This window comes from Acidithiobacillus sp., from assembly GCF_023229925.1.
In the GTDB taxonomy this organism is placed as follows: domain Bacteria; phylum Pseudomonadota; class Gammaproteobacteria; order Acidithiobacillales; family Acidithiobacillaceae; genus Acidithiobacillus.
Genome location: NZ_JALNYM010000002.1, coordinates 699,758 through 721,961, shown reverse-complemented (window position 1 = coordinate 721,961; position 22,204 = coordinate 699,758). Strand labels below are relative to the sequence as shown.

Here is a 22,204-nt window from a genome sequence, read left to right as displayed (position 1 = left end):
CGGATAACCAACAGGTCATCCACGGCTTTGGAGTGAGGCGTGCGCAAAAAGTTCAGTGAACGTCACCCTTGGCATGTGCTGCGGCCAGATTGGCGTGCCCGCTGGCGCGCGCGCGGGCAGCGCTGGGCAAACATCCTCCATCTGGAACACTGGTACCCGCATTTCCCCATCGCAGCGGCGGTAGGCTTTCTCGGGCTCTTCAACATCCTCCCGGCGCTGGAGCATCTGCTGGGCCTGAGCTATGTCGGCAGCTTGGCAGATGTCTCCCACAGCTTTGTGCTCGATGCCTTTCGCGGCATTCCACAGGGCGCTGCGGGCATCATCTTGCTGATTATGTCCCTGGGTCTGCTCTTCCGCTCCCGTTTTGCCTGGGCCATCGTCCTGATCATGGCGACGGCCATCCTTGTCTTTGGAATTTATCGGCACCCACACCGGATCTCCGTGCTGCTTTATTACAATGTCGCGCTGGTCTTTTTCCTGTGGATATTTCGTGGCCGTTTTAACCGCAGTAGCCTGGCAACTGGCACACTGTTTGCCTTGGTCGGTGCCATTATGGTCATGAGTTATGGCATCTTTGGCGCATATATTTTGGGGAATGGATTCAAACCGCAGATTCATAGCCTTTCTTCGGCGCTCTATTTTTCGGTAGTTACCATGGCCACCGTGGGCTATGGAGATATCCTGCCAGTCAGCAATGAATCGCGACTTTTTGTGGTATCTTTAATCGTATTGGGAATAACAGTATTTGCCACTTCGCTTTCGGCTATTATCGTTCCGGCCGTGAATAATCGCCTGCAATCCGCCCTGCAAGGAGAAAAACGCCGCATGATTCGTAAAGGCCATTATATTATTGCGGGCGACACCCCGCTGGCGCGCAACAGCTATCGCGAACTCAAGGGCCGCAATCTGCCCGTCGTAGTGATCATGGGACACCAGCCGGATGACTCCATCTATCCGCCAGAGGATTTGGTCATCGGCGACTCCAGCGATACGGATGTGCTGCGCAGTGCCGGTGCCGAGCAGGCTGCGGCCGTACTGGCGTTACGTGCCGACGACTCGGAAAACGCTTTTGTGGTGCTGGCTGTCAAAGAAATGGAAGGGTCGGCCAAAACCGTGGCTGCCGTCAACGACAGCAAAAATCTGGGGCGCGTCCGCCGGGTGCAGCCGGATATGATTATCGCCCCCCAGGTGTTGGGCGGGGAACTGCTGGCCATGGCCCTCAACGGCGAACAACTGGACAGCAATGCGGTGATGAAGATGTTCCGCTTCAGCAGCGGGACGGAGACCGCCAGGAAAGACTGAGCTCAGTCGTGCGCTTCATCCCAGTGCTTGCCGACACCCAACCCCACGAGTAGCGGCACCTCCAGTTCTGCTACGCCTTCCATACGCGCCCTTAGTGCCAACTTCGCAGCCTCCAGGCCGACCTCTGGCACCTCCAGAATCAGTTCGTCATGCACCTGGAGAATCATCCGACCACGCTCGGGCTGCTCCTGCAACCAGGCATCCACGGCAATCATCGCCATCTTGATAAGATCCGCCGCAGTGCCTTGCATAGGTGCGTTAATGGCCGCACGCTCCGCATAATTCCGCCGGGCCGGATTGCTGGACCGAATTTCCGGTACATACAGACGGCGGCCAAAGAGCGTCTCCACATAGCCCTGCTTTTTCGCCAGGGCACGGGTCTGCTCCATATATTCAAGAACGCCCGGATAACGCTCAAAGTAACGGTCCATGTACTGGCGCGCCGCCGCCTGATCAATGCTCAATTGCTGAGCGAGACCATAAGGCGTCTGCCCATAGATCAGACCGAAGTTGATGGCCTTGGCCGCCCGGCGCGCCGCACTGTCCACCGCCTCCGGTGCCAGATTAAAGACCTCGGCGGCGGTAGCCGCATGAATGTCCTGCCCCTCCGCAAAGGCTTGCAGCAGACGGGCATCTCCGGAGAGATGGGCCATGATACGCAACTCGATCTGCGAGTAATCGGCGCTCAGCAGCCAGTGCCCCTCCTCGGCGACAAAAGCCTGGCGGATACGCCGGCCCTGTTCGGTACGCACCGGGATATTTTGCAGATTCGGATCGCTGGAGGATAGGCGTCCGGTGGCCGCCACCGCCTGCTGAAAATGGGTATGGACCCGGCCGGTATCGGGATTGATCATCTGCGGGAGTGCATCCGCATAAGTGTTTTTGAGCTTGGCCATGCCACGATAATCGAGAATCAGGCGCGGCAGATCGGCGTGAACAGCGAGCTGGGCGAGCACATCTTCATTGGTCGACGGCTGACCGCCGGGGGTTTTCTTGAGTACCGGCAACTGCATTTTGTCGAAGAGGATTTCCTGAATCTGCTTGGGGGAGTTGAGGTTGAAGGGCTGCCCCGCCAGAACAAAGGCCTTCTGTTCACAGCCCGTCATGTCTTTACTCAGTTCCGCGCTCAACACTTCGAGCTGGGCTCGATCGACTTTGACACCCGCTTCTTCCATACGCGCCAGCACCAGCACCAGCGGCATTTCTATTTCCATCAACACGCGCTGCAAGCCCGGCTCGCTGGCGAACCGTGGCCAGAGCTGCGCATCCACACGCAGACAGACATCCGCGTCTTCTGCCGCATAAGGCAGCGCCTCCGCTACCGGCACATCGGCAAAATTACGCGCCGACTTGCCTTTGCCGGCCACCTCTTCGTAGCGGATGTTCTGATGTTGCAGGTAGCGCTCGGCGAGGGTGTCGAGATCGTGGCCATTGTGGCTGCTGTTAAAGACGTAGCTTTCCAGCAACGTGTCGCGGGCCAGGCCAGCGGGGTGGATGCCATGCCGCCAGAAAACCCGCCAATCGTATTTAGCGTTCTGGGCCAGCTTGGCGGCCTTTGGGTCTTCCAGCCATGGGCGCAAGGCGGTGAGGACGGTCTGCCGATCCAGTTGCGGACTACCGTCGCGGTGGCCAACGGGAATGTAGACGGCCTGATAGTCGCCACCAGCCGACCAGGCGCAGGAAATCCCCACCAGATCGGCATGGAGCGGGTCGAGGCTCGTGGTTTCCGTGTCCAGAGCGACCACCTCGGCCGTTTTCAGGGCAAGCAGCAACGCATCCAGCGCTCCTGCAGTGGTGATAGCCCGGTAGACGGCGCGATCAATCGCACCGCCCCGCTTTTCCGGCACCTTTCCCGCGTCGTCCGCAGGCAGATCCCTGAGCCAGACATGAAAACCCAGGCGCTGCGCCAACGCCCGCAGGACGGCCACATCCGCCGCCCGGCGGGCGTAAGTCGCGACAGGCAGCGTCAGATCACAGCGAATAGTCGCCAGATTGCGGCTCAAAGGCAGATAATGTGCGGAGGCGCGCAGCGCCTCACCCACCTTGCCGCCGATGTCGTCGGCGTGGGCCAGCACACCGTCCAGATCACCATATTGCGTCAGCCACCGGGCGGCCGTTTTTGGTCCGGCGCCGGGCACACCGGGGATGTTGTCCACCTTATCGCCGATCAGCGCCAGCAGGTCGGCAATACGCTCCGGCGGCACACCAAAACGCTCCTCAACCCCGGCCACATCCGTTTCGACACCTTTCATGGTGTCGACAAGCCGCACTCGTGGGTTCACCAACTGCGCCATGTCCTTGTCGCCGGTAACGATAAGCACCTGCTGGTCGGGCATCGCCTCGCGGGCCAGGGTGCCGATCACGTCATCCGCCTCCACGTCCGGCTCGATCACGAGCGGCAGGCCCGTGGCCCTGATCCAGTCATGCAGCAGCGGAATCTGGGCTCGTAGCTCCTCCGGCATGGCAGGCCGCTGTGCCTTATACTCAGGATAAAGCCTGTCCCGGAACGTGCCGCCGGGAGCGTCGAATATGACGATGATTTCGTCACTCGGATACTCTTTGAGCAAGCGGCGAAGCATGTTGGCGACGCCGTAAATAGCTCCGGTCGGAAGATTGTCCGGCGCGCGCAGGTCGGGCAGCGCGTGAAAGGCACGATAGAGGAAGCTGGAGGCGTCGACGAGAATACGGGGGTCTTGGGGCATGGTTTGGGACTTCTCCGCGGATTTCCGTCATAATACGTAAAATCACCACCATTGACACGGGAACGACGGATGCGGGCACATCTCGAAGAGGAAAAACTGCGCGACAAGGGCGAGGGACGCCTCACCCGCGAGGCCTGGAAAATCTTTCAGATTATAGCCGAGTTTGTGCATGGCTACGAAAAACTGGCCGACGTCGAACCCTGTGTCAGCATTTTCGGTTCAGCCCGCATTGACCCGGAACATCCCTGGTATCTGAAAGCCCAAGAGATCGCCGAGAAACTCTCCAACGCCGGGTTTTCCGTCATTAGCGGGGGTGGCCCCGGAGTGATGGAAGCCGCCAACAAGGGGGCCTTCCGCGGCACGGGCTACAGCATCGGGCTCAATATCGAACTGCCCCACGAACAACACACCAACCCTTACCAGGATGTTTCCATATCTTTCGAGCATTTTTACTCACGCAAGGTTATGTTCGTGAAATACGCGGTCGCCTATGTGGTGATGCCGGGTGGCTTCGGAACCCTGGACGAACTTGCCGAGTGTCTGACCCTGGTACAAACCGGCAAGACCCGTAAGATGCCCATCATTCTGGTGGAGTCCAGTTTCTGGAAAGGACTGATCGACTGGTGGCGGGAATCCATGCTGACGGCGGGGACCATCAAGCCTGAAGATCTCAATCTCATCACCATTATCGACGACACCGACGAAGTAGTATCGGCCATTTTCAACCACTATGAAAAACGCGGCTTTGCGCCGTCCGCCGCTGAGACAGAGGCCCTTCTCAACCTTTAAGGACCCCAGGGAGTATTACCATGTCCATACGTATCTTTGCCCTAGTTGTCGGTATCTGCTTTGCGTTAGGCACCAGCATCTCCGCATGGGCTGCAGATGATCTCCAAAAGCTGCATCTGCCCACGCTGGCCCCCGACGCCAAAACCGGGCCTAAAGCCGAGATCAAGGTGCCACAAGGCTCCAAAATTGAAGAGTATAAAGTCAATGGCAAGGTGTACATGATCAAGGTCATCCCACCCAGGCCTTTTCCCCCTTATTATCTGGAAGACAAGGGCGGCACCGGCCGTTTCACTGAAGTGCCCCAAACGGCGGCTGAACACTTGAGTGTGCCGCAGTGGGTTATTTTCCGCTGGTAAGGCAGCCCCGTTCATTCCTGATCTCTGAGCAAAAGTGCCGTTTATGTCTGTTTATACCAATGTCAGCGACCTCGAACTCGCGCAATTTCTCAGGGATTATGACCTCGGCGGCGCCCGCGCGCTGACCGGCATTTCCGCCGGGGTAGAGAACACTAACTATTTCCTCGACACCGAAAAAGGTCGCTTTGTCCTGACACTTTTCGAGCGTCTACCGCGTAACAAAATCCCTTATTTTCTTGCTCTCACCGAATGGCTGAGCCTGCACGGCATTCCCTGCCCGCGCCCCCTGCATACCACGGCAGGAAACAGTCTCAGCACGTTATGCGGCAAACCCGCCGCCATTGTTCAGCGTCTGAGCGGTACGTCCATCGAAGGGCGGGCGCCCTCTGTTGCCGAAATCAGCGCGCTTGGAACCTTGCTGGCGCGGATGCACCTGGCCGGGGAAAACTTTCCGGAGCGGCACCCCAATCCGGCCGGACACACCTGGTGGCAGGAGACAGCCAGACATCTGGTGCCCCACCTGAGCCCGGAGGACAACGCCATCATCATGGAAGAGCTGACCTATCAGGGCACGCTGGATCGCGCGGCAATTCCCGGCGGCGTCGTCCATGCGGATCTTTTCCCCGATAACGTTTTGTTCGAGAACGGCCGGATCTCCGGCACCATCGATTTTTACTACGCGGGGGATGATGCCTGGCTTTACGACCTGGCGGTAGTGGCCAATTCCTGGTGCTCGGAAACCGATGGTCGTTTTAACCGGGCATTAGTTACGGCGTTATGGGATGCCTATGTGGCTACCCGCCCCCTGCAGACCGGCGAGGAAGTGTTGTGGTTCCCTCTGCTGCGCGCCGCCGCCCTGCGCTTCTGGCTTCTGCGCCTGGATGCCATGCACTTTCGCCGCCCCGGCGCCATCACCCAATGCAAAGACCCGAAGGAATACCGGCGGATTCTCCTCAAGCGTCGACAGGGCGCTTAAAACACCGGCGAGGCTCCGCGTCACACAATCCGTGTGACGACAGAATGGATCATCCGGCTGAAGAACAAGCCCTCGCTGGCGGGCAAGGCCCAATCCAGATGAAATACAGCCAGATCATTGGTGGTGGGTTAGTCTTTTAGCGAGAAGGCGTTGCTCTGTGGAGAGCTTTCCAGAATATAGCCGTGACTGCCGCGCCGAACGATGCGTTCCTCCCCCACGGGCACCGTAGCGTGAGAGTGACCAGCCTGTCGAGCGGTTTTTTGCGGTAACACCGAGTCCCCACTGAGGCTCACCACCGGACGCAAGTGCTCCAATAGCTTGGGACCGATGCCATGGACACTGGCGAGTTCATCAACGCTCTTGAAAGGCCCATGCGCCTGCCGGTATTCCAGCACTGCCTGTGCCTTGGCCGGACCAATGCCCGGCAGCGCATCCAGTGCCGCTGCATCAGCGGTATTGATATTCACCGACGCCCAGACAGCCGGGGCAAACAGCAGGAACAGCAGGCACAAAACTCCCTGTAGTCTCATTTTCGTCACGCTCCACTCCTTTTTTAAGGCAAACGCTCCAAAGCCACCACCCCCAGCGCCAGCCACTTGCTGCCCGAGGCGAACTGCACCTGAATTCGGCCCTGGCGGCCGCCCGGCTCATAATCCAATACCATCCCCTCGCCAAAGACCGGGTGCTGGAGGCGTGAGCCCAGCGGAAAGGGCCTATTCGGTGCCGTTGCCCGCACGGGTATAACCGGTCGGCTGATCCGCGCGCGTGGCCGCAGTTCCTGCAAAAGCTCCTGGGGAATCTCCCGCAGAAAGCGCGAAGGCATGGTCATCCGCTCACTACCATGCAGGCGGCGGCTCTCGGCATGGCTGATGACCAGCAGACGCATGGCTCGAGTCATACCCACATAGCAAAGACGCCGTTCTTCAGCCAGTCCCTGAGAATCTTCCAGAGAGCGCTGGTGGGGGAAAAGTCCTTCCTCCAGCCCCACCAGAAACACGAGTGGGAACTCAAGGCCCTTGGCGCTGTGCAAGCTCATCAACTGCACGCAGTCCTCCCAGGCCTCCCCGGCGCCATCTCCTGCCTCCAGTGCGGCATGGGTCAGAAACTCCGAGAGCATGTTCCCCGGCTGCGGCGCCAGATCACCCAGATTAGGGTCAGCGGCCCAGTCCTGGGCATAGCTGCGCGCGGCGTTGATCAACTCGTCCAGATTTTCCAGACGCCCCTCGGCACGATCGCCCTCGCGGCTGTGCCACTCACGCAGGCCGGTGCGGGCCAGCACGGTCTCCACCCGTTCGCCCAGATCCGTCTCTGCCGTCCGCGCGGCCAGATCGTCCACCAGATTGAGGAAAGCGTTGATTTTCGGCTGAGCCAGTTCCCCCGCCGCCTGCCAGAGCGAGAGGCCACGCGCGCGGGCCAGATTCCGCAGGCGCTCAACGCTGACCGTACCGATGCCACGCGCGGGCACATTCACCACCCGCTCAAAAGACGCATCATCATGGCGATTGGCGGTGAGGCGCAGGTAGGCCAGCGTATCCTTGATTTCGGCGCGCTCAAAGAAGCGCAGGCCACCATAGACTCGATAGGGCATGCCTTCGCGCACCAACACTTCTTCAAAAGCCCGCGACTGGGCGTTGGAGCGGTAGAGGATGGCACATTCGGAGCGGCGACCACCAGCGTCCAGCCATTGCTGGACGCGTCCCACCACATAGCGCGCCTCATCCACCTCGTTGTAGGCCGTATAGAGCTGAATAGCCTCACCGCCCGGCTCCGCCGTCCACAAGGTTTTACCAAGACGATCCGGGTTGTAAGCGATGACCGCATTGGCGGCTTGCAGGATGGGTTCCGTCGAACGGTAGTTCTGCTCCAACCGCACCACCTGTGCGCCGGCAAAGTCTTCTGCGAAGCGCAGCAGATTCTCTACTCGCGCACCGCGCCAGGCATAAATGGACTGATCGTCATCGCCAACCACGAAAATCTGCCCATGCCGCGCCAGTCCTTTCAGCCAGGCATATTGCACCGCATTGGTGTCCTGAAACTCGTCCACCAGAATGTGCTGAAAACGGCGCTGATAATGATCGAGGATTTCCGGGGATTCCCAAAGACGCAAGGCGTAGAGCAACAGGTCGCCGAAGTCCACCAGTCCGGAGCGCTTTTTAGCCGCTTCATAGGCACTGTAGATGGGAATGAAGGGCGCCGCTGCCGGGCCTTCATATTGTTGCACTTGCTGCGGCCCCCAACCTTCGTCTTTCCAGCGACCGATACGTCCGGCCATGGCTCGCGGCGGCCACTGCTTTTCATCCATCTGTGCTTCACGCATGATCCGCCGCAGCAGGCGCTGGCTATCGTCGGCATCCAGGACCTGAAAATCCGCAGGCAAGCCCAGCGCCTCGTGATGCATGCGCAGCAGGCGGTGGGCGATGCCGTGAAAGGTCCCCATCCACAAGGCCCGTAAATCCATGGCCACCATACCATCCAGCCGCCCGCGCATGGCGCGCGCCGCCTTGTTGGTAAAGGTCACTGCGAGGATCTCGCCGGGGTGTACGTCTCCTTCCAGCAAATGGGCAATGCGGCTGGTCAGCACCCGCGTTTTGCCCGAGCCAGCCCCCGCCAGCACCAGCGCCGGACCGGGCGGCAGGGTCACCGCCTCCATCTGGCGGGGATTGAGAGTAGACCATTCAGACACAGCAACTCCTCGGGCTTGGGCATCCAAGCTTGAAAATACGGCATAATAACCGCATTGTGAAAGCAGACTTGCAGTGGGGCTGCTGGCTGCTATAACCAATGATAAGGGGGATGAGTTGGAATACAAGGACTACTACAAAATTCTGGGTGTCGAACGCAGCGCTGATGCCGACGCGATCAAGGCGTCTTATCGCAAAATGGCGCGCAAATATCACCCTGACGTCAGCAAGGAAAAGGATGCGGAAGACCGCTTCAAGGATCTTCAGGAAGCCTATGAGGTGCTCAAAGACCCGGAGAAACGCGCCGCCTATGACCAATTGGGCAGCAACTGGCGCGCCGGTCAAGAATTCCGACCGCCACCCGGCTGGGGCCAGCAAGCCGGGGGCGGCGCCGATTTTGGCGGCGGCGGAGGGTTCAGTGACTTTTTCGAGTCCATATTCCGCCAGCAGCAGGGCGGTGGCTTTCGTGGCAACGGGGGGGGGGGATTCCGCAGCCAGGGCGAAGACAGCGAAGCCACTATCCGCGTCAGCCTGGAGGATGCGGCTCACGGCGCCCAGCGCGAGATCAGCCTGGAAGTGCCCACCATCGGCCCCGATGGTCGCATGCGCCGGGAAGCGCGGCGCCTGACCGTCAAAATTCCCAAAGGCATCCGCGAAGGTCAACGGCTGCGCATGGCCGGGCAGGGTGCGCCGGGCATGGGCGGCGGCCCCAACGGGGATCTGTACCTGCACATTCAGTTCCAGCCACACCAGAGGTTTCGAGTAGAGGGTAGCGATTTGTACCACGACCTACATATCACTCCCTGGGAGGCAGTGCTAGGAGCCAGCGTCGAGGTGCCCACCCTGGATGGCGACGTGCGCATGAAAATTCCGGCGGGCAGCACCAGCGGGCAGAAGCTGCGGCTCAGTCAAAAGGGGCTACCAGGTTCCGGCAGCAAGACTTCGGGTGATTTATATGCGGTGATCCAGATTGTCGTCCCCAAAAAAATCAGCGAACCGGAAAAAGCCCTGTGGAACCAATTGGCGGAGATGTCCGACTTCCATCCCCGCCGCTGACCAGTAGACAGAGGAGAATACCCCATGGTTTCACCACCGATCACTGTCATTGAAGCGGAATTGCTGGAAGATGGCGCTTTCTGCTTCGATTTCCCGCACTTTTGCACCCTGCTCCACTGCGCTGAAGGTGAAGCCGTGCAACTCGTGCGCTACGGCATCATCCACCCCGAAGGCAGCGGCCCGCAGCACTGGCGCTTCCGCAGCCTCGATCTCTACCGCGCCCGCCTCAGCCGTCGCCTCAGCCGCGATCTGGAGATTGATATGGCAGGTGCGGCGCTGGCGGTGGACTTACTGGAGCGGTTACGGGGCTGGAATAGTTAAGACGAAAAGCGTGCGGAACCTGGCTTATTAGTCAGACCAGTTGGGTCAAGACGATGCGCACTAGTCCTGGTGATTCATAGCGCTTGCAGGATCTTGGCCAGGTTGTCTGGACTTGGGACGCCAGTGATCACACTTACTTGGCCGTTACGCTTTTTATACAAAGTGGCAGGGACTCCGGTGGCATCGGTCACGGAAAAATAGTACAGGTTATGGCGCAACATCTTTTCAATAGCGGGTGTTGGCGTCACCGGCGCGATGGCACCACGATCGCCATGGAACCCCTTCTCGTTCTGTGCCAGCGCCTTTTGCGGATCCGCCGACTCGAGGATGGCCGCCGCTTTGCCCGCACTGCTTGGGGTCAGCATCCCCACGGGGATGAATCGCACGACGACCCGGCCCTTGCGAATGAAAGGCTGCAAGCGATCGTACAGGACATGGCAATAGGGACAGTTGGGATCCATAAAAACATAGATGAGTGGTCCCTGTCGACCTTCCTGTATCCAACGGGCCTGCGCGAGGGTCTCCCAAAAACCCACCGGAGCGGCCGCAAGGGGAACACTCCATCCAGTGGCTAGCAACATGATGGCGAAAAGCACGCGGCGCATGGACTCTCCTTTTTTCAAAACCTGACCGATGCAGACCGGATCGGCGATGGCGCGGCGCCCTGAGCTCCAGGAATCTGTCGTAGCGCTGCCCCGGCGGACACGTTATGTTGCCATTGTCTCCCTGGGGCTCAGGTTTACCTGGTTAAAGACCATACTCTTTGGGAAATGCAATTCCGTGATTGGTCTTCATGTCGTTGCTGAGGCGTGGCAGGTCGAGCTTGTCGACACGGACGGTCTTTTGGGCCCGGAGCCAATGGGCAACCACGTCCCAGACAGGCTTACCTTCCACGGGGGCAGTGGTCGGCGCCCAGCCGGCCAGCTTATACTTTTTGGAGGAAGACATGGGTTTGCCACCGACCATCATGTTGCTGCAACGATGAAAGATGGGCTGGTCGGGGTCGAAAGCATACTGGATGTTACCGGCTCGGATCATGTCACCGCCCTGCTGGTAGTAAGGGTCTTTGTTGAAGATGTTGTCGGCGACCTGCTCCATGATGTTCTTGATCTGCGCGCCGGTGTATTCGGTGACGGTCACCTGGGGGTAGGTGATGGCAGTCTGGCTCATCAGGTCCTCCATGGTAATGGTCTCGCCGGGCAGCTTGCAGTAACCCCAGCGGAAACCGGGGGAAAAAGCGGCCTCGCAGTCCATCTCCTGCATGAGGGCATTGCAGATCAACTGGTCGAAGGTGCCGTTGAAGTTGTCGCGCCGGTAGAGGAGGCTCTCGGTAACCGCGAGCGGTTCGGCGAGCTTGTCCATGTAAGGGGCTCGCACCTTCTCGATGTAGGCGGCCATCTCCGGGTCAGGCTGGATGAGGTTAGAGAAGACCGGCAGATAGTGGAAGCGGAAGCCGTTAAGCTTGCCCTTACCCACATCGAGGTCGAAGCGGGCTAGCACCTTGCCGTTGGTAGAGGTGTTGATGATGAGGGTCTTGCCGACCTTGAAGGGCCGGGGCCCCATGATATCGTGGGTGTGGCCGCCGAGGATGATGTCGATGCCCTGCACCTGAGCGGCCATTTTCTTGTCCACATCGGCGCCATTATGGGAGAGCACCACCACCAGGTCGGCCTGATGGTCCTTGCGGCACTCATCCACCATCTTCTGCATGTGCCCGGGGTGGATGCCGAAGGTCCAGTCCGGGATCATGTAACGCGGGTTGGCGATGGGAGTGAAGGGGAATGCCTGGCCGATGATGGCGATCTTCCGGCCACTGACCTCGTGAATCGCGTAGGGCTTGAAGACCAGCTCTTCCCAGGTGGCGCTGAAAATATTCTGGGCCAGGAACTTGGCCTTGAGGCTTTTCTTGACCAGCTCATCGACCCGCTTCTGTCCATACGTGAACTCCCAGTGGCCGACGAAATAGTCCACCCCCAGCAGGTTTTGGGCCCCCACCATGTCGGCGGCCTTGGTCCACAGGGAGGTGGCCGACCCCTGCCAGGAGTCACCGCCGTCGAGCATGATCACCTTGTCGCCGCGCGCCTCCCGGTAGCGCTTCACTAGGCTTGCAATGTGGGCATAGCCGCCGGTCTTGCCGAAGCGATGGGCGAGGGCGTCGAAGTCCACACAGGCATAGGCATAGCCGTTCCGCGTCCCGCCCTTGATATCGTAGGCATCCAGTACCCACTGGCCGCAGAGATGGGGCGGCTGGTTGAGGACCCGTCCCACCCCGATGTTGGTGTCGGGCTCACGCCACCACACCGGCAGGAGTTGGGCATGGGAGTCTGTCATGTGCAGAAGCGTCACGTTGCCATAGTCGGGGATCTCGTAAGGATCGCCCGCCCCGCCCCAGGCCGCCTGAATGGCGCCGGGGGCGAAAAAGCCTGCAGCACCAGCCAACCCCAGCATCTGCATAAAATCACGACGCGTCAATTTCATGTGCGAACTCTCCTCGTATATATTGTTTAAAAGCCGCCTGTGGCCGCTTGTTTCATGATGTAGATGATCTGTTTATCCAGTTCCTGCGCGACCTTTTGCGCCTCGGCGGTCTCGGGAAAATACTTGAGCGCGTAGGAGGGTAGGTAGGTCATCAGCTTCAGCTTGCCCTTCGTCTCAAAAAGCACGATCTTGCAGGGCGCGAAGGCGCCGAATTCCGGCGTGCCAACCAGTATCTTGGCCCCCAACAACAGATTGCATACTTCGTAAATGACATAGGTGTCATTGCTTTTTATGCCCCGTTGCTGCAATCCGCGCTGTATGTTCAGCGTGCCAACGAGGTTCATGTTTTCTCCCGCGGCAGCAGTCTGTATGGCGATTTTTATCTGTTCTGGAGTAACGCCTGGCTGCACCTCCACCACATAGAGGGGGGATTTGAGGGAGATGGGTGGCATGCCCAACACGGGAGCAGGAACGGCTGGCCCCGCGGCTCCCTCGGCACCGTTAGCTTGGCCACCCACTAAAAGGATCCCCAGCGTCATACCCACAAGGGCTCTGCGGTACGTTTGAGACATGTTTGCCTCCAGGTTGCGGAATGGCGTGCATCTTGATGGTTAGGAAAGGCGAATCGAAGTGATCCGCCGTATCCGCAAACTGCTAGCTCACAGTAATCTTGGCCTGGGCGGTCCAATCGCCACCCCTGTTATCCTTCCATCTTATGCTCAAGGTGCCCGTTTCCTCTGCCCGCATCTTGAAGGCCAAAAACGGGTTGGCGCTGATCGCCGTGCTCCAGTCCACATTCATCAGTGGCTTATCGTTGAAGGTCACATCTACGGTCTGGATGAAGTGGGCGGGAACGATCTTGCCCGCCTTATCTTTGCTAAGCCCCGTAGTCATGGGATGCAAAATGAGGGAACGTACCTCGATGATCTCCCCCTTCTTTGCTGAAGAGGGCATGCGGGTCATGGGATGACCAATATTCTCTGCCATGAATGAGTCCTCGATTGTGTCTGTGAAATTCGTTAGCCGCAGCCGCCGACGGTGACCTTGACGAGCTTAACCGCGCCCAGCAGTTCGCCCTTGTTGGTCTTTGCGACCACGCGCACGCTGGAGGTCTTGGCCATCTTGATCCGCTCCTGCATGCTGGCTTTACCGTTGGCAGGCGTGAAGTTGAACTGAGAGACCAGTGGCAAAGGGTTTTCATCCACGAATAGGTAGAGGGTCTCGATGTAATCGTCGGCCGTCATCGGCGAGTCCACATCGACACTCAGCGGCACCGCCCCCCCGTTTTCGGCAATGGTGGGTACCGATAGATGCACCTTGCTGGAAGCCGGAACAGTGACGGGTACCCCAGCACCTTTCAAGGCTCCAGACAGGGTCTTGGCGTCAAAAGCCGTGGCCGGCCAGCCTTGGACATCGTCCGCCAAGGCCAGACGAGGGCGCACCAGACCCGTACCGACAGTTGCCATAACCGCTGCCGTCGTTACAGCGCCGTGCAGAAAATCGCGGCGTTTTATCTTCTCGCTCACAATCAACTCCTTTTTGTATGTCTTCAAAGACCAAAGATGGTCGGGGATCCTGGTGTCACGATAAGGCGACATGCCGGTTTAGAGAACCGTAGATGCCTTGATCGAGTCGTCCCTTTACAGCGCATGCAACGCCCGACGGCCATGCTAAAAGCATGTTTCATGCCAACATGAGCAAGAAGACAATCCGCTGTTTTATTTATGGTTTTCGTCAAGGACATCACCGTGGTGGTGCTTGGAAGAACCAAGAGGCCCAACGGGCGGGCCAATTTGTGCCAAACGAGCCAATGAGAGCGGCTGCGCAGCCCACGCGAATAATTACCGTGGTCCGGCAAGGCTACGACAGCGCTGAGCCGTCGATTGCTGATGACCCGCAAGGATGGCCTAAATGGCCAAAAAGGGCCAACCGGTACCCGTTTGGGCCATCAATCCGCAAATCGGCACCCCATGGTTACCCTGTTGTAACGGGTTGTGATGGCAATCCCAATTTGGCACAAACGTTGCTTGCGAGTCTTTGCGCGTGAAAGCGTGATGCTCGCCGGTTGGCAATTTCATTAAAACACGACGAATTATGAATTTGCAGGCCGTCTGAATTGAATTTAGTGCGCTCACATCAAGGAGAGAATCGCATGAAAAAAACGTTCCTGAACTACATGCTCGGACTTATGCTGGTCATCATGTTGGGCCATACCGGCGCGGCAATGGCCAACGTGTCCATGCTCAAGACCTGGTCTTTCGACCACCCCACCTATCTGCATGATCATCCCTTCGCGACCAAACACCTGCTCGTGCAAGTCAGCGAAGACGATCCAGCGAGATGGAAAGAGGCTTTGAATTCCGCTCAACAGGTCTTGAATTACTTTGGTCAGGACAATCTTCAGATTGTGGTCGTGGCGTTTGGACCAGGGTTGAAAATGCTGCTAAAAGGCAGCCCCGTCGCGACATTCATTCAGTCGCTCAACGCGGAAGGGGTTGAGTTCGACGCATGCCATAATACCATGAAGGCGATGGCCAAAAACGGGCATTTGCCCGAACTGGTACCCCAGGCGGTAATAGTTCCCGCCGGCATTGGCCGCATCATGCAACTGGAACAGCACGGCTTTGACTATTTAAAGCCGTAAAGACGGGACACTGAACAAGGCCGTCATGGTCATTCCCGCGCTGGATTTCTGAAACAGCGCGGGACGGGTCATGCGCGAAACCATCTGTCAGAATGGGCACAGGGACACACCCGCGAAGGGCGCGCCACATCCGGGTGCTCAAAAATCCTGCTCTACCTTGAAGGCATTGATGATGACATCTGCCATCTGATTGCGGGCGCCGTGCACCACTGCGTCCAGAACATCACTCTCCGTCCAATCGTGGGTAAGCACTGCCTCCACATCATCCCGTGTCAACAATGCCGGTGTCTGCACGGCCTTGAGCACCAGCAGGAGCATGGCCTTGTCACGGTCACTCAAGGGAGCCGAACCTGGATCTCGCTTGGTAGCTGCCACTGCTTCAGGGCTTTGGCCCAGATGGTTGATCAGCATGGCCTCATTGAAGCCTACGCAGTAATCGCAGTGGTTGGCCTGGGAAATCAACATACGGATGGTGGCCAACAACGCCGCTCCGAGGCGGGGATGGTGGCGGTAATATTGGATGCCCTCCCACTGCTGGGCGAGAAGCGCCGGGCTCGATCCATATACTTGCACGACGGCGGGAACCCGTCCGAAGGCACCTTCAATTTCCTGGTACAGATCGGCGGTCTTACCGGAGGCTTCCTCCGGCGAAATGATTTGCAGGATGGCCATAAACATCTCCAATTGTGCGTCCATGTGCATTATTGCACATACAGACTAGTTGGTATGAAGTGCGTTTGCAAGCGTTGGGGTGTTAGGCGCTCATCCCGCCCCCGGTGTTTCTTGCCGTCGTCTGCCCGTCAAATATATTGACCAGAGAATCATCAATTTGCCTGATCACACTCATAATCACATAACCAAGGATAATGAGGGGTATGTCCTTGTCGAATACACTGGACCGGAAGGGAAACAGATTCGCAGCTACATTTTTGGTATTCTGGCGACCGGTTTTCCCGAAGAATAACGCTCCCGTTTGTTGAGAAGCACGTTGCGAAATGGTGATATAACTCGTCCTCCTGATGGAGGAATAGTAGTTGATCGTCAGACCTATAAAATTTATCAAAAACATCCCTTCCTCAGACAGTCGTATATTTGCAGTCGGTATAATTACCAATGGGCAATTTTTCTTTACAAGTGCGCCGAACATCAGCGACGGAGGAGGTTTGTATTGCGACAGCCCCATCACTTCACAATGATGGGGCTGCGTATTTGTCATAGAGTTCACCTAAGTGCCTCCGGGCTAAACCCGGCAGCGTATCAAATGGCCAATTTACACACTAGTTTAACAATTTCCCATTTTATGAGGCAACCGCCATTTGGTCACATAACGTCTGATATCATAGACCGGCACAGATATGGTCTATCGTTAAACCACAATATATGCCGGCCAGTTATAATTTACTTCGTTCTTTCTGTTGGCATTACGCAATGGACATTTAGAGTCGTTCCTGTTGCTTGCCATGTAATTGACCCAGGGCCGCTGCTCTGTGCAATACTTGGTGTACAATCTGCTGTTTTACCCAGAATAGCGTGAACCTGTACCGTATATTTTTGGCCATCTGGAACACTCTTGATATTTTGGCATTCGGTATGGCCAATTGCAAATGAGTTGCTCCAATCTGTACTAAAAGAGCCTGATACCACTCTCATTTTTGCAGCATACCCAGCTCCCACCATCAGAGAAACGCAGGCATTGTCAGCCGCGTATGACTGCATCGGAATAATGGCCAACCCAATACATACAAGTGTCGCAGGAAAAATTTTCATTTATGTAACTCCTTTGTGATGCAAAAATTTACTTGTATATTATCATCAACTCAAACACGAAAATTTGTGAGCGAGAAAACGATTTCTTGCGGCACTAACAATGGCCACATATACAGTATATGACCCGCCATAAATTTTTCAAGAAAGCATAGAGTTTGGCAGAATAATATTATATTTTAATATGTTTACCGGCTATTAAATAGCGTACAAATTGACCACCTGATACCCTGCCGGGCTTAGCCCGGAGCACCTGGAGTGATTTGCATGGAAACAACCGCAAAGTCCGTCGTCAGTATCATTTCAATAACGAGTCCGTCAGTATGTGGACTTATGACGGAGACGTTCCGAAGTACCCAAATAGGAAAGATCGGCCCAAGCCACAGTTGGGCGCTTTTGAGGAGACCCTACGGCAACGGCTGGAGACGGATGCCCATTTGCCGCGCAAGCAGAAACGCACGGCGCGCAGACTATTCGCTGGAGGCTGCTCACAACATCATTCTGGTAGGCGGTACCGGTACCGGCAAAACCCATCTGGCCCCTGGCCCTCGGCCATCCCGCCATTGATCAGGGCAAGCGGACACGCTGGTATAACGTCGTCGATCTCGTCATTCTCGACGAATCGGCTATTTGTTCTTCTCGGAGTCCGGCGGCACCTTGCTCTTCCATCTGATCAGCAAGCTCTACGAACAGGCCACGCTGATCCTCACCACGAACCTCTCCTTCGGAGAATGGGTGGAAATCTTCGGAGATACCAAAATGACTACGGCGCTCCTCGATCGGTTAACCCATCACTGCGACATTCTGGAGGCAGGAAACGATTCTTAACTGTTCAAAAACGTCGCAGCCACCCCCTCTAACCCTGGCCCAGCTGTTACCGGGACATATTTAATCCCTATTTTTACCTGATTAATACGATTATAAACATCGGGAATAGTTATACCAATCCATCATAGATGGACACATTACATTGAGCCGCTAAATCCATATTGTGCGAACAAATTCAGGTATTACTCTGGCCACAGAGCCGGACCAGTTACCCTAGCACCAGCTGCCCATAAACGCACTTTCAATACTTGGCATGATTTCACGACGCAATTGTAACAATCTGTAATAATGTTTCATATTGTTACAATGCACGGGGTTGACGTGGTTTATTAGCGTGTCTAATGTCAAACAACTGCCCAAATAAAATGGATGACTTATTGGTCATATTATTTATTTGTAATTCACTTGTTGTGCTGTTCTTTGCGATATCCATCGCATGTCTTTAGCGCTTTAGGAGGAAGCATTATGAAAACCAGAAAAACCGTCGTTTTATCCGTAATATGCAGCTTTATGTCCGGCATTGCCTGGGCACAAACCGCTACCGTCCCGCAGGACCCGGCCAATAATGCGTTAGACCCGCAAAGTCCATTCGCCACACTTTACCTGCCGCAAAATGCGCCCGCGCCAGCTGATCAGGTTGGCCCCTCCGAGTGGACCCATGCCTACGGAAATCCTCAGCATAATGCCGGTTTCCGGGTTCCGGCCAGCGCGCCCACCTGGATTCGCGAGGGCGTGCGCTGGAATTTCCCGGAGGCGCGTGCCTGGCCGCTGAGTGATTCCCACCCTTATGGAGAAAAAGTGGATGGCCTCAAAGAAGCCCTGCCAGTACAAACCCAGTTTTACGGCAATGCGCTTGGGGTTTCTGTCGTCAAAGGCGTGGTTTACGCTGAGAGCGATGACATGTTTGCCTATGCGGTCAATGCGCGGACGGGCAAGCTGATCTGGAGAACCAGCCCGGTCGCTAACACCTTGATGGGTAACCCCTTGGTGATCGGCAAGCATGTATACCTATCCGCCGGCAGTGTATCTTTCAATTTTGCCAACGTGATGGAATACGCCAAGCATCCGACTCATGCGGGGCGCGGCAAGGACATCAGTTACAATGGGATATTCTGTCTGGACCGGACCGACGGCAAACTGCTCTGGAGCTTCAAAACGGCCGGTGACGCTATGCCAACTCCGGCTTATGCCGATCATGCCCTCTTTATCAGCACCGGGGATGGCAACATTTACCGCATTCGCTCGGCGGACGGCCAGAAAATGTGGCGTACCCATGTTGGCGGCATCGCCAACATGGCGAGCCCCGTCGTGTGGCGTGGAAAAATTTTCGTTTCCATGTCCGTCATTCCTGGTCTTTATGCCCTGAGTGCTCGTACGGGTAAGGTCTTGTGGAAGGGTGAGATTCCCGGTGCCGTGAATACGGGGATGGGGGATGTATCACCTGCCGTGGCAGATGGCATTCTGGTCATGGATTCGGTGGCCAATCCGCAGGTGATCCAGGGCAAACCCACCATGACCACCCTGGTTCGGGCTTTCGACGCGCGTGATGGCAAGGTACTGTGGACCGACAACATGGGACGTGGACCTAGAGTTCCGGCATTCAAGGGTGGCGTACCTATGATTCACGACCATACGGTTTATGTGGGTTCACCCGTCACGTCCACTTATGAAGCCATTGATTTGCATTCCGGCAAAGTGGCGTGGACCTGGCACGTGCCCAACCCCGGCCTGGCTGGTGCCGGTCGCGGTGCGCCGACGTATTACGATCATGTTCTCTATATTTCTACGGGGCCGGATATATATGCCATCAACCCGGAAAACGGCGTACTGATTCATCAATACAAAGTGGGTGGGCGTTTCGGCATTGTCAACCCGACCATTATCGGTGGCACGATGTATCTTGGTAATTCCTGGGACTGGATTAACGCCGTCCCCGTCCATGACGTAAATCCGCAATTTAATGCCCATAAGGCATAAAAAGAGGTCCTACGGCCAGTGGCCGAATGGTGTGGATGTGCAGACGCTGGATTGCAATCCCCCTTGCGCTTCCATCGATGGTGAATTCGTGCAGATGGGCGCCGGTCCAGCCCATGGCTGCCTGCAGAATGTGGTGCAAGGCATGCAGGGACATGTCACTTTCTACCCATACCAACCGCCAGATAGGTGGATCTATGCCTTCCAGCGTCACCTGCAGCAGATAAGCGTGATGCGGCGATGTTTTGGGGCCACGCGGTGTGGCCATGCCATTCTCCAATTCCAGGTCTAATCCGATCGGGACGACGAGCGGAGCACCCATAATCCCACCGTATCTGGCCAGGTCACGGTCCCAAGCTCATCGCAATCTATCGCTCCTGAACCGCCGCGGCAAGAGTGCCCTTCGGGATGCCGACGCCCGCAAGGGGCGCATGGGAAAGCCATACCATTTCCATGCGCCCTTTACCTTGCGTTCCATTCCGCTCAGTACCGTGTTAGCTAGTGGCCATCAACATCGAAGCCTATGAGTAATCGTACCTGGCGACATCAACTCAGCCGATCGTCACTCATGCCCATGCCGTATGACTTGTGTTAACCATGTATTGACAACAGCTATACGTCGCTCTACCATTTGTATATCTGTTGTGTTTCATGAGGAGACCACCATGCGCGCTGCTGCCATCAATTTACGTGCCTTGCCGGAGCAACGTGATCTCATTGACCACGCCGCCAACCTGCTGGGCAAAAACCGTTCCGATTTCATGTTGGAAGCCGCCTGCGAACGTGCGCAATCGGTGCTGCTCGATCAGGTGTTCTTTGGGCTGGATGCGGAAAAATTCCAGCAGTTCACCGCCATGCTTGATGCGCCGCCACATGCCAATGAGGGTCTTGAGCGGTTGATGGCGGTCAAGGCGCCGTGGGAAAGCAATCAAGCATGAGCTTGAAGCTATCCTCGCCGCAACCACTTGCCGCGACGCATCTGTTGGGCGACTTTGAGTGCGGAGCGCCTGCTCTGGATGAATGGCTCAAACGCCGGGCGATGAATAACCAGCTCACTGGCGCCAGCAGGAGTTTTGTGGTTGTTGATGAAGAAAATCGTGTGCGTGGCTTCTACTCCATGTCAGCTGGTGCGGTCTCTCATCAACTGGCGACCGGCTCGGTTCGTCGCAATATGCCCGATCCGGTTCCCGTCATGGTGCTTGGCAGGCTGGCGGTAGATCGACGGGCACAAGGCATCAAACTGGGGGCAGCCATGCTGCAAGACGCGGTGAATCGGGCCATCACCGTATCGCAGAACACCGGAGTTCGCGCTTTGCTGGTTCATGCGCTCCACGAACGCGCCAAACAGTTCTATGAGCACTACGGCTTTCAGGAGTCACCACAACATCCGATGACGTTGATGCTGCGCCTGAGTACCGTCAAAGCTTGATTACTCCACGCAGGTATAATTTTCGGGTTATACGCAAAAAGAGGCTGACCAGAGATTGCGAGGGGGCGGCGGGAGAAATGCCTGTCGCGTGCAAGAACTTGTTGACCCAGGTCATTCTCAACATGTGCCGTTATGCGCAAAGCAGGGCTGAGCAAGCAGCCTGGGCACGAGAATCAGATTCTTTAGCCAGCCCGCCTATCACACATTTTAGACCTGTGATTACGAACTGCGACAGGGCAGCGGGTGCGGTCCCTCGCCGCTGATGAAAGCGGCTATTCCCGCAGCGTATCGCGTCAACGTCGGCAATCTGTGAGACACCGGTCATTTAACTGAGCCGACGCCACCGGCGGCAATGGCCGAGGTGAAGTCGGTGAGTCAACTCGCTGGGCGGCCGCTTCCGCTTTGATACCCGTCCGGCAGCGCCCGGCCAGCTCCGGCCCGTCATGCACGTAATGAAAAAGACGCTGACGTTGCCGTCGTCGCCAGGAAATTACGATGCATTACAATGTATTTCTACATCGCAAGGCCATAATGCTTAAAAGCGCATCCTTACTAGGCCCTCCAGTCACTCACTCATAAACTATGTCCCGCCCCCGGCGTTAGGGTATAAGTTGTCCGGGATGATACTTTTTTGTCCGTTAACAAAACTTGTTCACTGACAAAAAAGTATCATCCTGGATCAGCCATATCCCTTTGATTCTAGGTTTTGAACAATTACCACGTTTCACGAAGTATCATCCTGAGCAGCCCTACGGCCTTTGCCGACCCTGGTGATAGCGGACAATAAAGTTTCATCCTGGTGCCTACGGGCATCCCTTGTGCTTGCGCTACACCCAATGGCACAAAAGCAGCGGTAGCAGTCGTCCAGCAGGCTGACCATCAAGTTCTCGAAACTCGTCAGCAC

The 22,204-nt window shown here is 56.8% G+C and carries 22 protein-coding genes and 1 pseudogene; 11 read left to right on the top strand and 12 right to left on the bottom strand.

Translation table 11 applies throughout. The features are described 5' to 3' along the window. Nucleotides 1–39: 39 nt before the first annotated feature. On the top strand, nt 40–1,302 hold the full coding sequence (gene kch / locus M0P56_RS09940; RefSeq protein WP_291509857.1) for a voltage-gated potassium channel protein: 1,263 nt from the start codon (nt 40–42) through the stop codon (nt 1,300–1,302). Between the two features lie 2 nt (nt 1,303–1,304). Here kch and polA read toward each other — a convergent pair whose 3' ends face one another. After that, nucleotides 1,305–4,004 (bottom strand): DNA polymerase I, encoded by a 2,700-nt coding sequence (gene polA / locus M0P56_RS09935; protein WP_291509856.1) that lies wholly within the window; start codon nt 4,002–4,004, stop codon nt 1,305–1,307. A gap of 69 nt (nt 4,005–4,073) precedes the next feature. On the opposite strand from polA, the gene M0P56_RS09930 reads away from it, so the two are divergent. From M0P56_RS09930 to M0P56_RS09920, 3 genes are read left to right on the top strand one after another with little or no spacing between them, the layout of a single operon-like run. Beyond that, the gene (locus M0P56_RS09930; RefSeq protein ID WP_291509855.1) at nt 4,074–4,793 is read left to right on the top strand and encodes a TIGR00730 family Rossman fold protein; all 720 of its coding nucleotides are present in this window, start codon (nt 4,074–4,076) and stop codon (nt 4,791–4,793) included. A gap of 20 nt (nt 4,794–4,813) precedes the next feature. Continuing rightward, nucleotides 4,814–5,149 carry a DUF2782 domain-containing protein gene (locus M0P56_RS09925; RefSeq protein WP_291509854.1) on the top strand — a complete coding sequence of 112 codons (336 nt, stop codon included), beginning with the start codon at nt 4,814–4,816 and terminating at the stop codon, nt 5,147–5,149. Nucleotides 5,150–5,192: 43 nt separating this feature from the next. Then, nucleotides 5,193–6,125, top strand: a complete 933-nt coding sequence (locus tag M0P56_RS09920) for a homoserine kinase (protein WP_291509853.1) — start codon at nt 5,193–5,195, stop codon at nt 6,123–6,125. Nucleotides 6,126–6,253: 128 nt separating this feature from the next. On the opposite strand, the gene M0P56_RS09915 is transcribed toward M0P56_RS09920, so the two are convergent. Together M0P56_RS09915 and M0P56_RS09910 are read right to left on the bottom strand one after the other, a co-directional pair. Next, nucleotides 6,254–6,655: a helix-hairpin-helix domain-containing protein gene (locus M0P56_RS09915; RefSeq protein ID WP_291509872.1), complete on the bottom strand. Its 402-nt coding sequence runs from the start codon at nt 6,653–6,655 to the stop codon at nt 6,254–6,256. A gap of 23 nt (nt 6,656–6,678) precedes the next feature. After that, nucleotides 6,679–8,808, bottom strand: a complete 2,130-nt coding sequence (locus M0P56_RS09910) for a UvrD-helicase domain-containing protein (protein WP_291509852.1) — start codon at nt 8,806–8,808, stop codon at nt 6,679–6,681. A 73-nt stretch (nt 8,809–8,881) separates the two neighbouring features. Between M0P56_RS09910 and M0P56_RS09905 the strand changes: the two genes are divergently transcribed. Both M0P56_RS09905 and M0P56_RS09900 read left to right on the top strand, forming a co-directional pair. After that, a complete protein-coding gene (locus M0P56_RS09905) occupies nt 8,882–9,862 on the top strand; it encodes a DnaJ C-terminal domain-containing protein (protein ID WP_291509851.1) in 981 nt (326 codons plus the stop codon). Between the two features lie 24 nt (nt 9,863–9,886). Continuing rightward, nucleotides 9,887–10,183 carry a chaperone modulator CbpM gene (locus tag M0P56_RS09900; protein WP_291509850.1) on the top strand — a complete coding sequence of 99 codons (297 nt, stop codon included), beginning with the start codon at nt 9,887–9,889 and terminating at the stop codon, nt 10,181–10,183. 74 nt (nt 10,184–10,257) lie between these two features. On the opposite strand, the gene dsbG is transcribed toward M0P56_RS09900, so the two are convergent. The 5 genes from dsbG to soxY form a co-directional block, all read right to left on the bottom strand. Beyond that, entirely contained in the window at nt 10,258–10,788 is a 531-nt protein-coding gene (gene dsbG / locus M0P56_RS09895) for a thiol:disulfide interchange protein DsbG (protein ID WP_291509849.1), read from the bottom strand. A 142-nt stretch (nt 10,789–10,930) separates the two neighbouring features. Beyond that, a complete protein-coding gene (gene soxB / locus M0P56_RS09890) occupies nt 10,931–12,661 on the bottom strand; it encodes a thiosulfohydrolase SoxB (RefSeq protein WP_291509848.1) in 1,731 nt (576 codons plus the stop codon). A 26-nt stretch (nt 12,662–12,687) separates the two neighbouring features. Further along, on the bottom strand, nt 12,688–13,233 hold the full coding sequence (locus M0P56_RS09885; RefSeq protein WP_291509847.1) for a DUF302 domain-containing protein: 546 nt from the start codon (nt 13,231–13,233) through the stop codon (nt 12,688–12,690). Nucleotides 13,234–13,315: 82 nt separating this feature from the next. Continuing rightward, nucleotides 13,316–13,648, bottom strand: coding sequence for a thiosulfate oxidation carrier complex protein SoxZ (gene soxZ, locus M0P56_RS09880; protein WP_291509846.1), 333 nt, complete (start codon nt 13,646–13,648; stop codon nt 13,316–13,318). A 32-nt stretch (nt 13,649–13,680) separates the two neighbouring features. Further along, nucleotides 13,681–14,187, bottom strand: coding sequence for a thiosulfate oxidation carrier protein SoxY (gene soxY, locus M0P56_RS09875; protein ID WP_291509845.1), 507 nt, complete (start codon nt 14,185–14,187; stop codon nt 13,681–13,683). Between the two features lie 626 nt (nt 14,188–14,813). On the opposite strand from soxY, the gene M0P56_RS09870 reads away from it, so the two are divergent. Next, nucleotides 14,814–15,305 (top strand): DsrE family protein, encoded by a 492-nt coding sequence (locus M0P56_RS09870; protein WP_291509844.1) that lies wholly within the window; start codon nt 14,814–14,816, stop codon nt 15,303–15,305. A gap of 138 nt (nt 15,306–15,443) precedes the next feature. Here M0P56_RS09870 and M0P56_RS09865 read toward each other — a convergent pair whose 3' ends face one another. The 3 genes from M0P56_RS09865 to M0P56_RS09855 form a co-directional block, all read right to left on the bottom strand. Beyond that, on the bottom strand, nt 15,444–16,001 hold the full coding sequence (locus tag M0P56_RS09865) for a hypothetical protein (protein WP_291509843.1): 558 nt from the start codon (nt 15,999–16,001) through the stop codon (nt 15,444–15,446). A 58-nt stretch (nt 16,002–16,059) separates the two neighbouring features. After that, nucleotides 16,060–16,521 carry a hypothetical protein gene (locus tag M0P56_RS09860; RefSeq protein ID WP_291509842.1) on the bottom strand — a complete coding sequence of 154 codons (462 nt, stop codon included), beginning with the start codon at nt 16,519–16,521 and terminating at the stop codon, nt 16,060–16,062. A gap of 182 nt (nt 16,522–16,703) precedes the next feature. Then, the gene (locus M0P56_RS09855) at nt 16,704–17,072 is read right to left on the bottom strand and encodes a hypothetical protein (RefSeq protein WP_291509841.1); all 369 of its coding nucleotides are present in this window, start codon (nt 17,070–17,072) and stop codon (nt 16,704–16,706) included. A gap of 519 nt (nt 17,073–17,591) precedes the next feature. Here M0P56_RS09855 and M0P56_RS09850 point away from each other — a divergent pair. Further along, nucleotides 17,592–17,897 (top strand): annotated as a pseudogene (locus M0P56_RS09850) (ATP-binding protein); the annotation flags it as partial. 465 nt (nt 17,898–18,362) lie between these two features. After that, a complete protein-coding gene (locus tag M0P56_RS09845; protein ID WP_291509840.1) occupies nt 18,363–19,874 on the top strand; it encodes a PQQ-binding-like beta-propeller repeat protein in 1,512 nt (503 codons plus the stop codon). Here the strand turns inward: M0P56_RS09845 and M0P56_RS09840 are convergent. After that, nucleotides 19,855–20,139 (bottom strand): hypothetical protein, encoded by a 285-nt coding sequence (locus M0P56_RS09840; RefSeq protein WP_291509839.1) that lies wholly within the window; start codon nt 20,137–20,139, stop codon nt 19,855–19,857. The genes M0P56_RS09845 and M0P56_RS09840 overlap by 20 nt on opposite strands. Nucleotides 20,140–20,536: 397 nt before the next feature. Between M0P56_RS09840 and M0P56_RS09835 the strand changes: the two genes are divergently transcribed. Next, on the top strand, nt 20,537–20,809 hold the full coding sequence (locus tag M0P56_RS09835; protein ID WP_291509021.1) for a DUF1778 domain-containing protein: 273 nt from the start codon (nt 20,537–20,539) through the stop codon (nt 20,807–20,809). Next, nucleotides 20,806–21,300: a GNAT family N-acetyltransferase gene (locus M0P56_RS09830; protein ID WP_291509022.1), complete on the top strand. Its 495-nt coding sequence runs from the start codon at nt 20,806–20,808 to the stop codon at nt 21,298–21,300. Before M0P56_RS09835 ends, M0P56_RS09830 begins: the two co-directional genes overlap by 4 nt. Nucleotides 21,301–22,204 lie beyond the last annotated feature (904 nt).

Coding starts and splice junctions, on each gene's coding strand:
- M0P56_RS09885 (WP_291509847.1), bottom strand. CDS start 13,233: ATGTCTCAAACGTACCGCAGAGCCCTTGTGGGTATGACGCTGGGGATC.
- M0P56_RS09830 (WP_291509022.1), top strand. CDS start 20,806: ATGAGCTTGAAGCTATCCTCGCCGCAACCACTTGCCGCGACGCATCTG.
- dsbG (WP_291509849.1), bottom strand. CDS start 10,788: ATGCGCCGCGTGCTTTTCGCCATCATGTTGCTAGCCACTGGATGGAGT.
- soxZ (WP_291509846.1), bottom strand. CDS start 13,648: ATGGCAGAGAATATTGGTCATCCCATGACCCGCATGCCCTCTTCAGCA.
- M0P56_RS09870 (WP_291509844.1), top strand. CDS start 14,814: ATGAAAAAAACGTTCCTGAACTACATGCTCGGACTTATGCTGGTCATC.
- M0P56_RS09925 (WP_291509854.1), top strand. CDS start 4,814: ATGTCCATACGTATCTTTGCCCTAGTTGTCGGTATCTGCTTTGCGTTA.
- M0P56_RS09915 (WP_291509872.1), bottom strand. CDS start 6,655: ATGAGACTACAGGGAGTTTTGTGCCTGCTGTTCCTGCTGTTTGCCCCG.
- M0P56_RS09860 (WP_291509842.1), bottom strand. CDS start 16,521: ATGACAAATACGCAGCCCCATCATTGTGAAGTGATGGGGCTGTCGCAA.
- M0P56_RS09835 (WP_291509021.1), top strand. CDS start 20,537: ATGCGCGCTGCTGCCATCAATTTACGTGCCTTGCCGGAGCAACGTGAT.
- M0P56_RS09900 (WP_291509850.1), top strand. CDS start 9,887: ATGGTTTCACCACCGATCACTGTCATTGAAGCGGAATTGCTGGAAGAT.
- M0P56_RS09920 (WP_291509853.1), top strand. CDS start 5,193: ATGTCTGTTTATACCAATGTCAGCGACCTCGAACTCGCGCAATTTCTC.
- M0P56_RS09845 (WP_291509840.1), top strand. CDS start 18,363: ATGAAAACCAGAAAAACCGTCGTTTTATCCGTAATATGCAGCTTTATG.
- M0P56_RS09840 (WP_291509839.1), bottom strand. CDS start 20,139: ATGGCCACACCGCGTGGCCCCAAAACATCGCCGCATCACGCTTATCTG.
- M0P56_RS09855 (WP_291509841.1), bottom strand. CDS start 17,072: ATGAAAATTTTTCCTGCGACACTTGTATGTATTGGGTTGGCCATTATT.
- M0P56_RS09865 (WP_291509843.1), bottom strand. CDS start 16,001: ATGGACGCACAATTGGAGATGTTTATGGCCATCCTGCAAATCATTTCG.
- soxB (WP_291509848.1), bottom strand. CDS start 12,661: ATGAAATTGACGCGTCGTGATTTTATGCAGATGCTGGGGTTGGCTGGT.
- M0P56_RS09930 (WP_291509855.1), top strand. CDS start 4,074: ATGCGGGCACATCTCGAAGAGGAAAAACTGCGCGACAAGGGCGAGGGA.
- polA (WP_291509856.1), bottom strand. CDS start 4,004: ATGCCCCAAGACCCCCGTATTCTCGTCGACGCCTCCAGCTTCCTCTAT.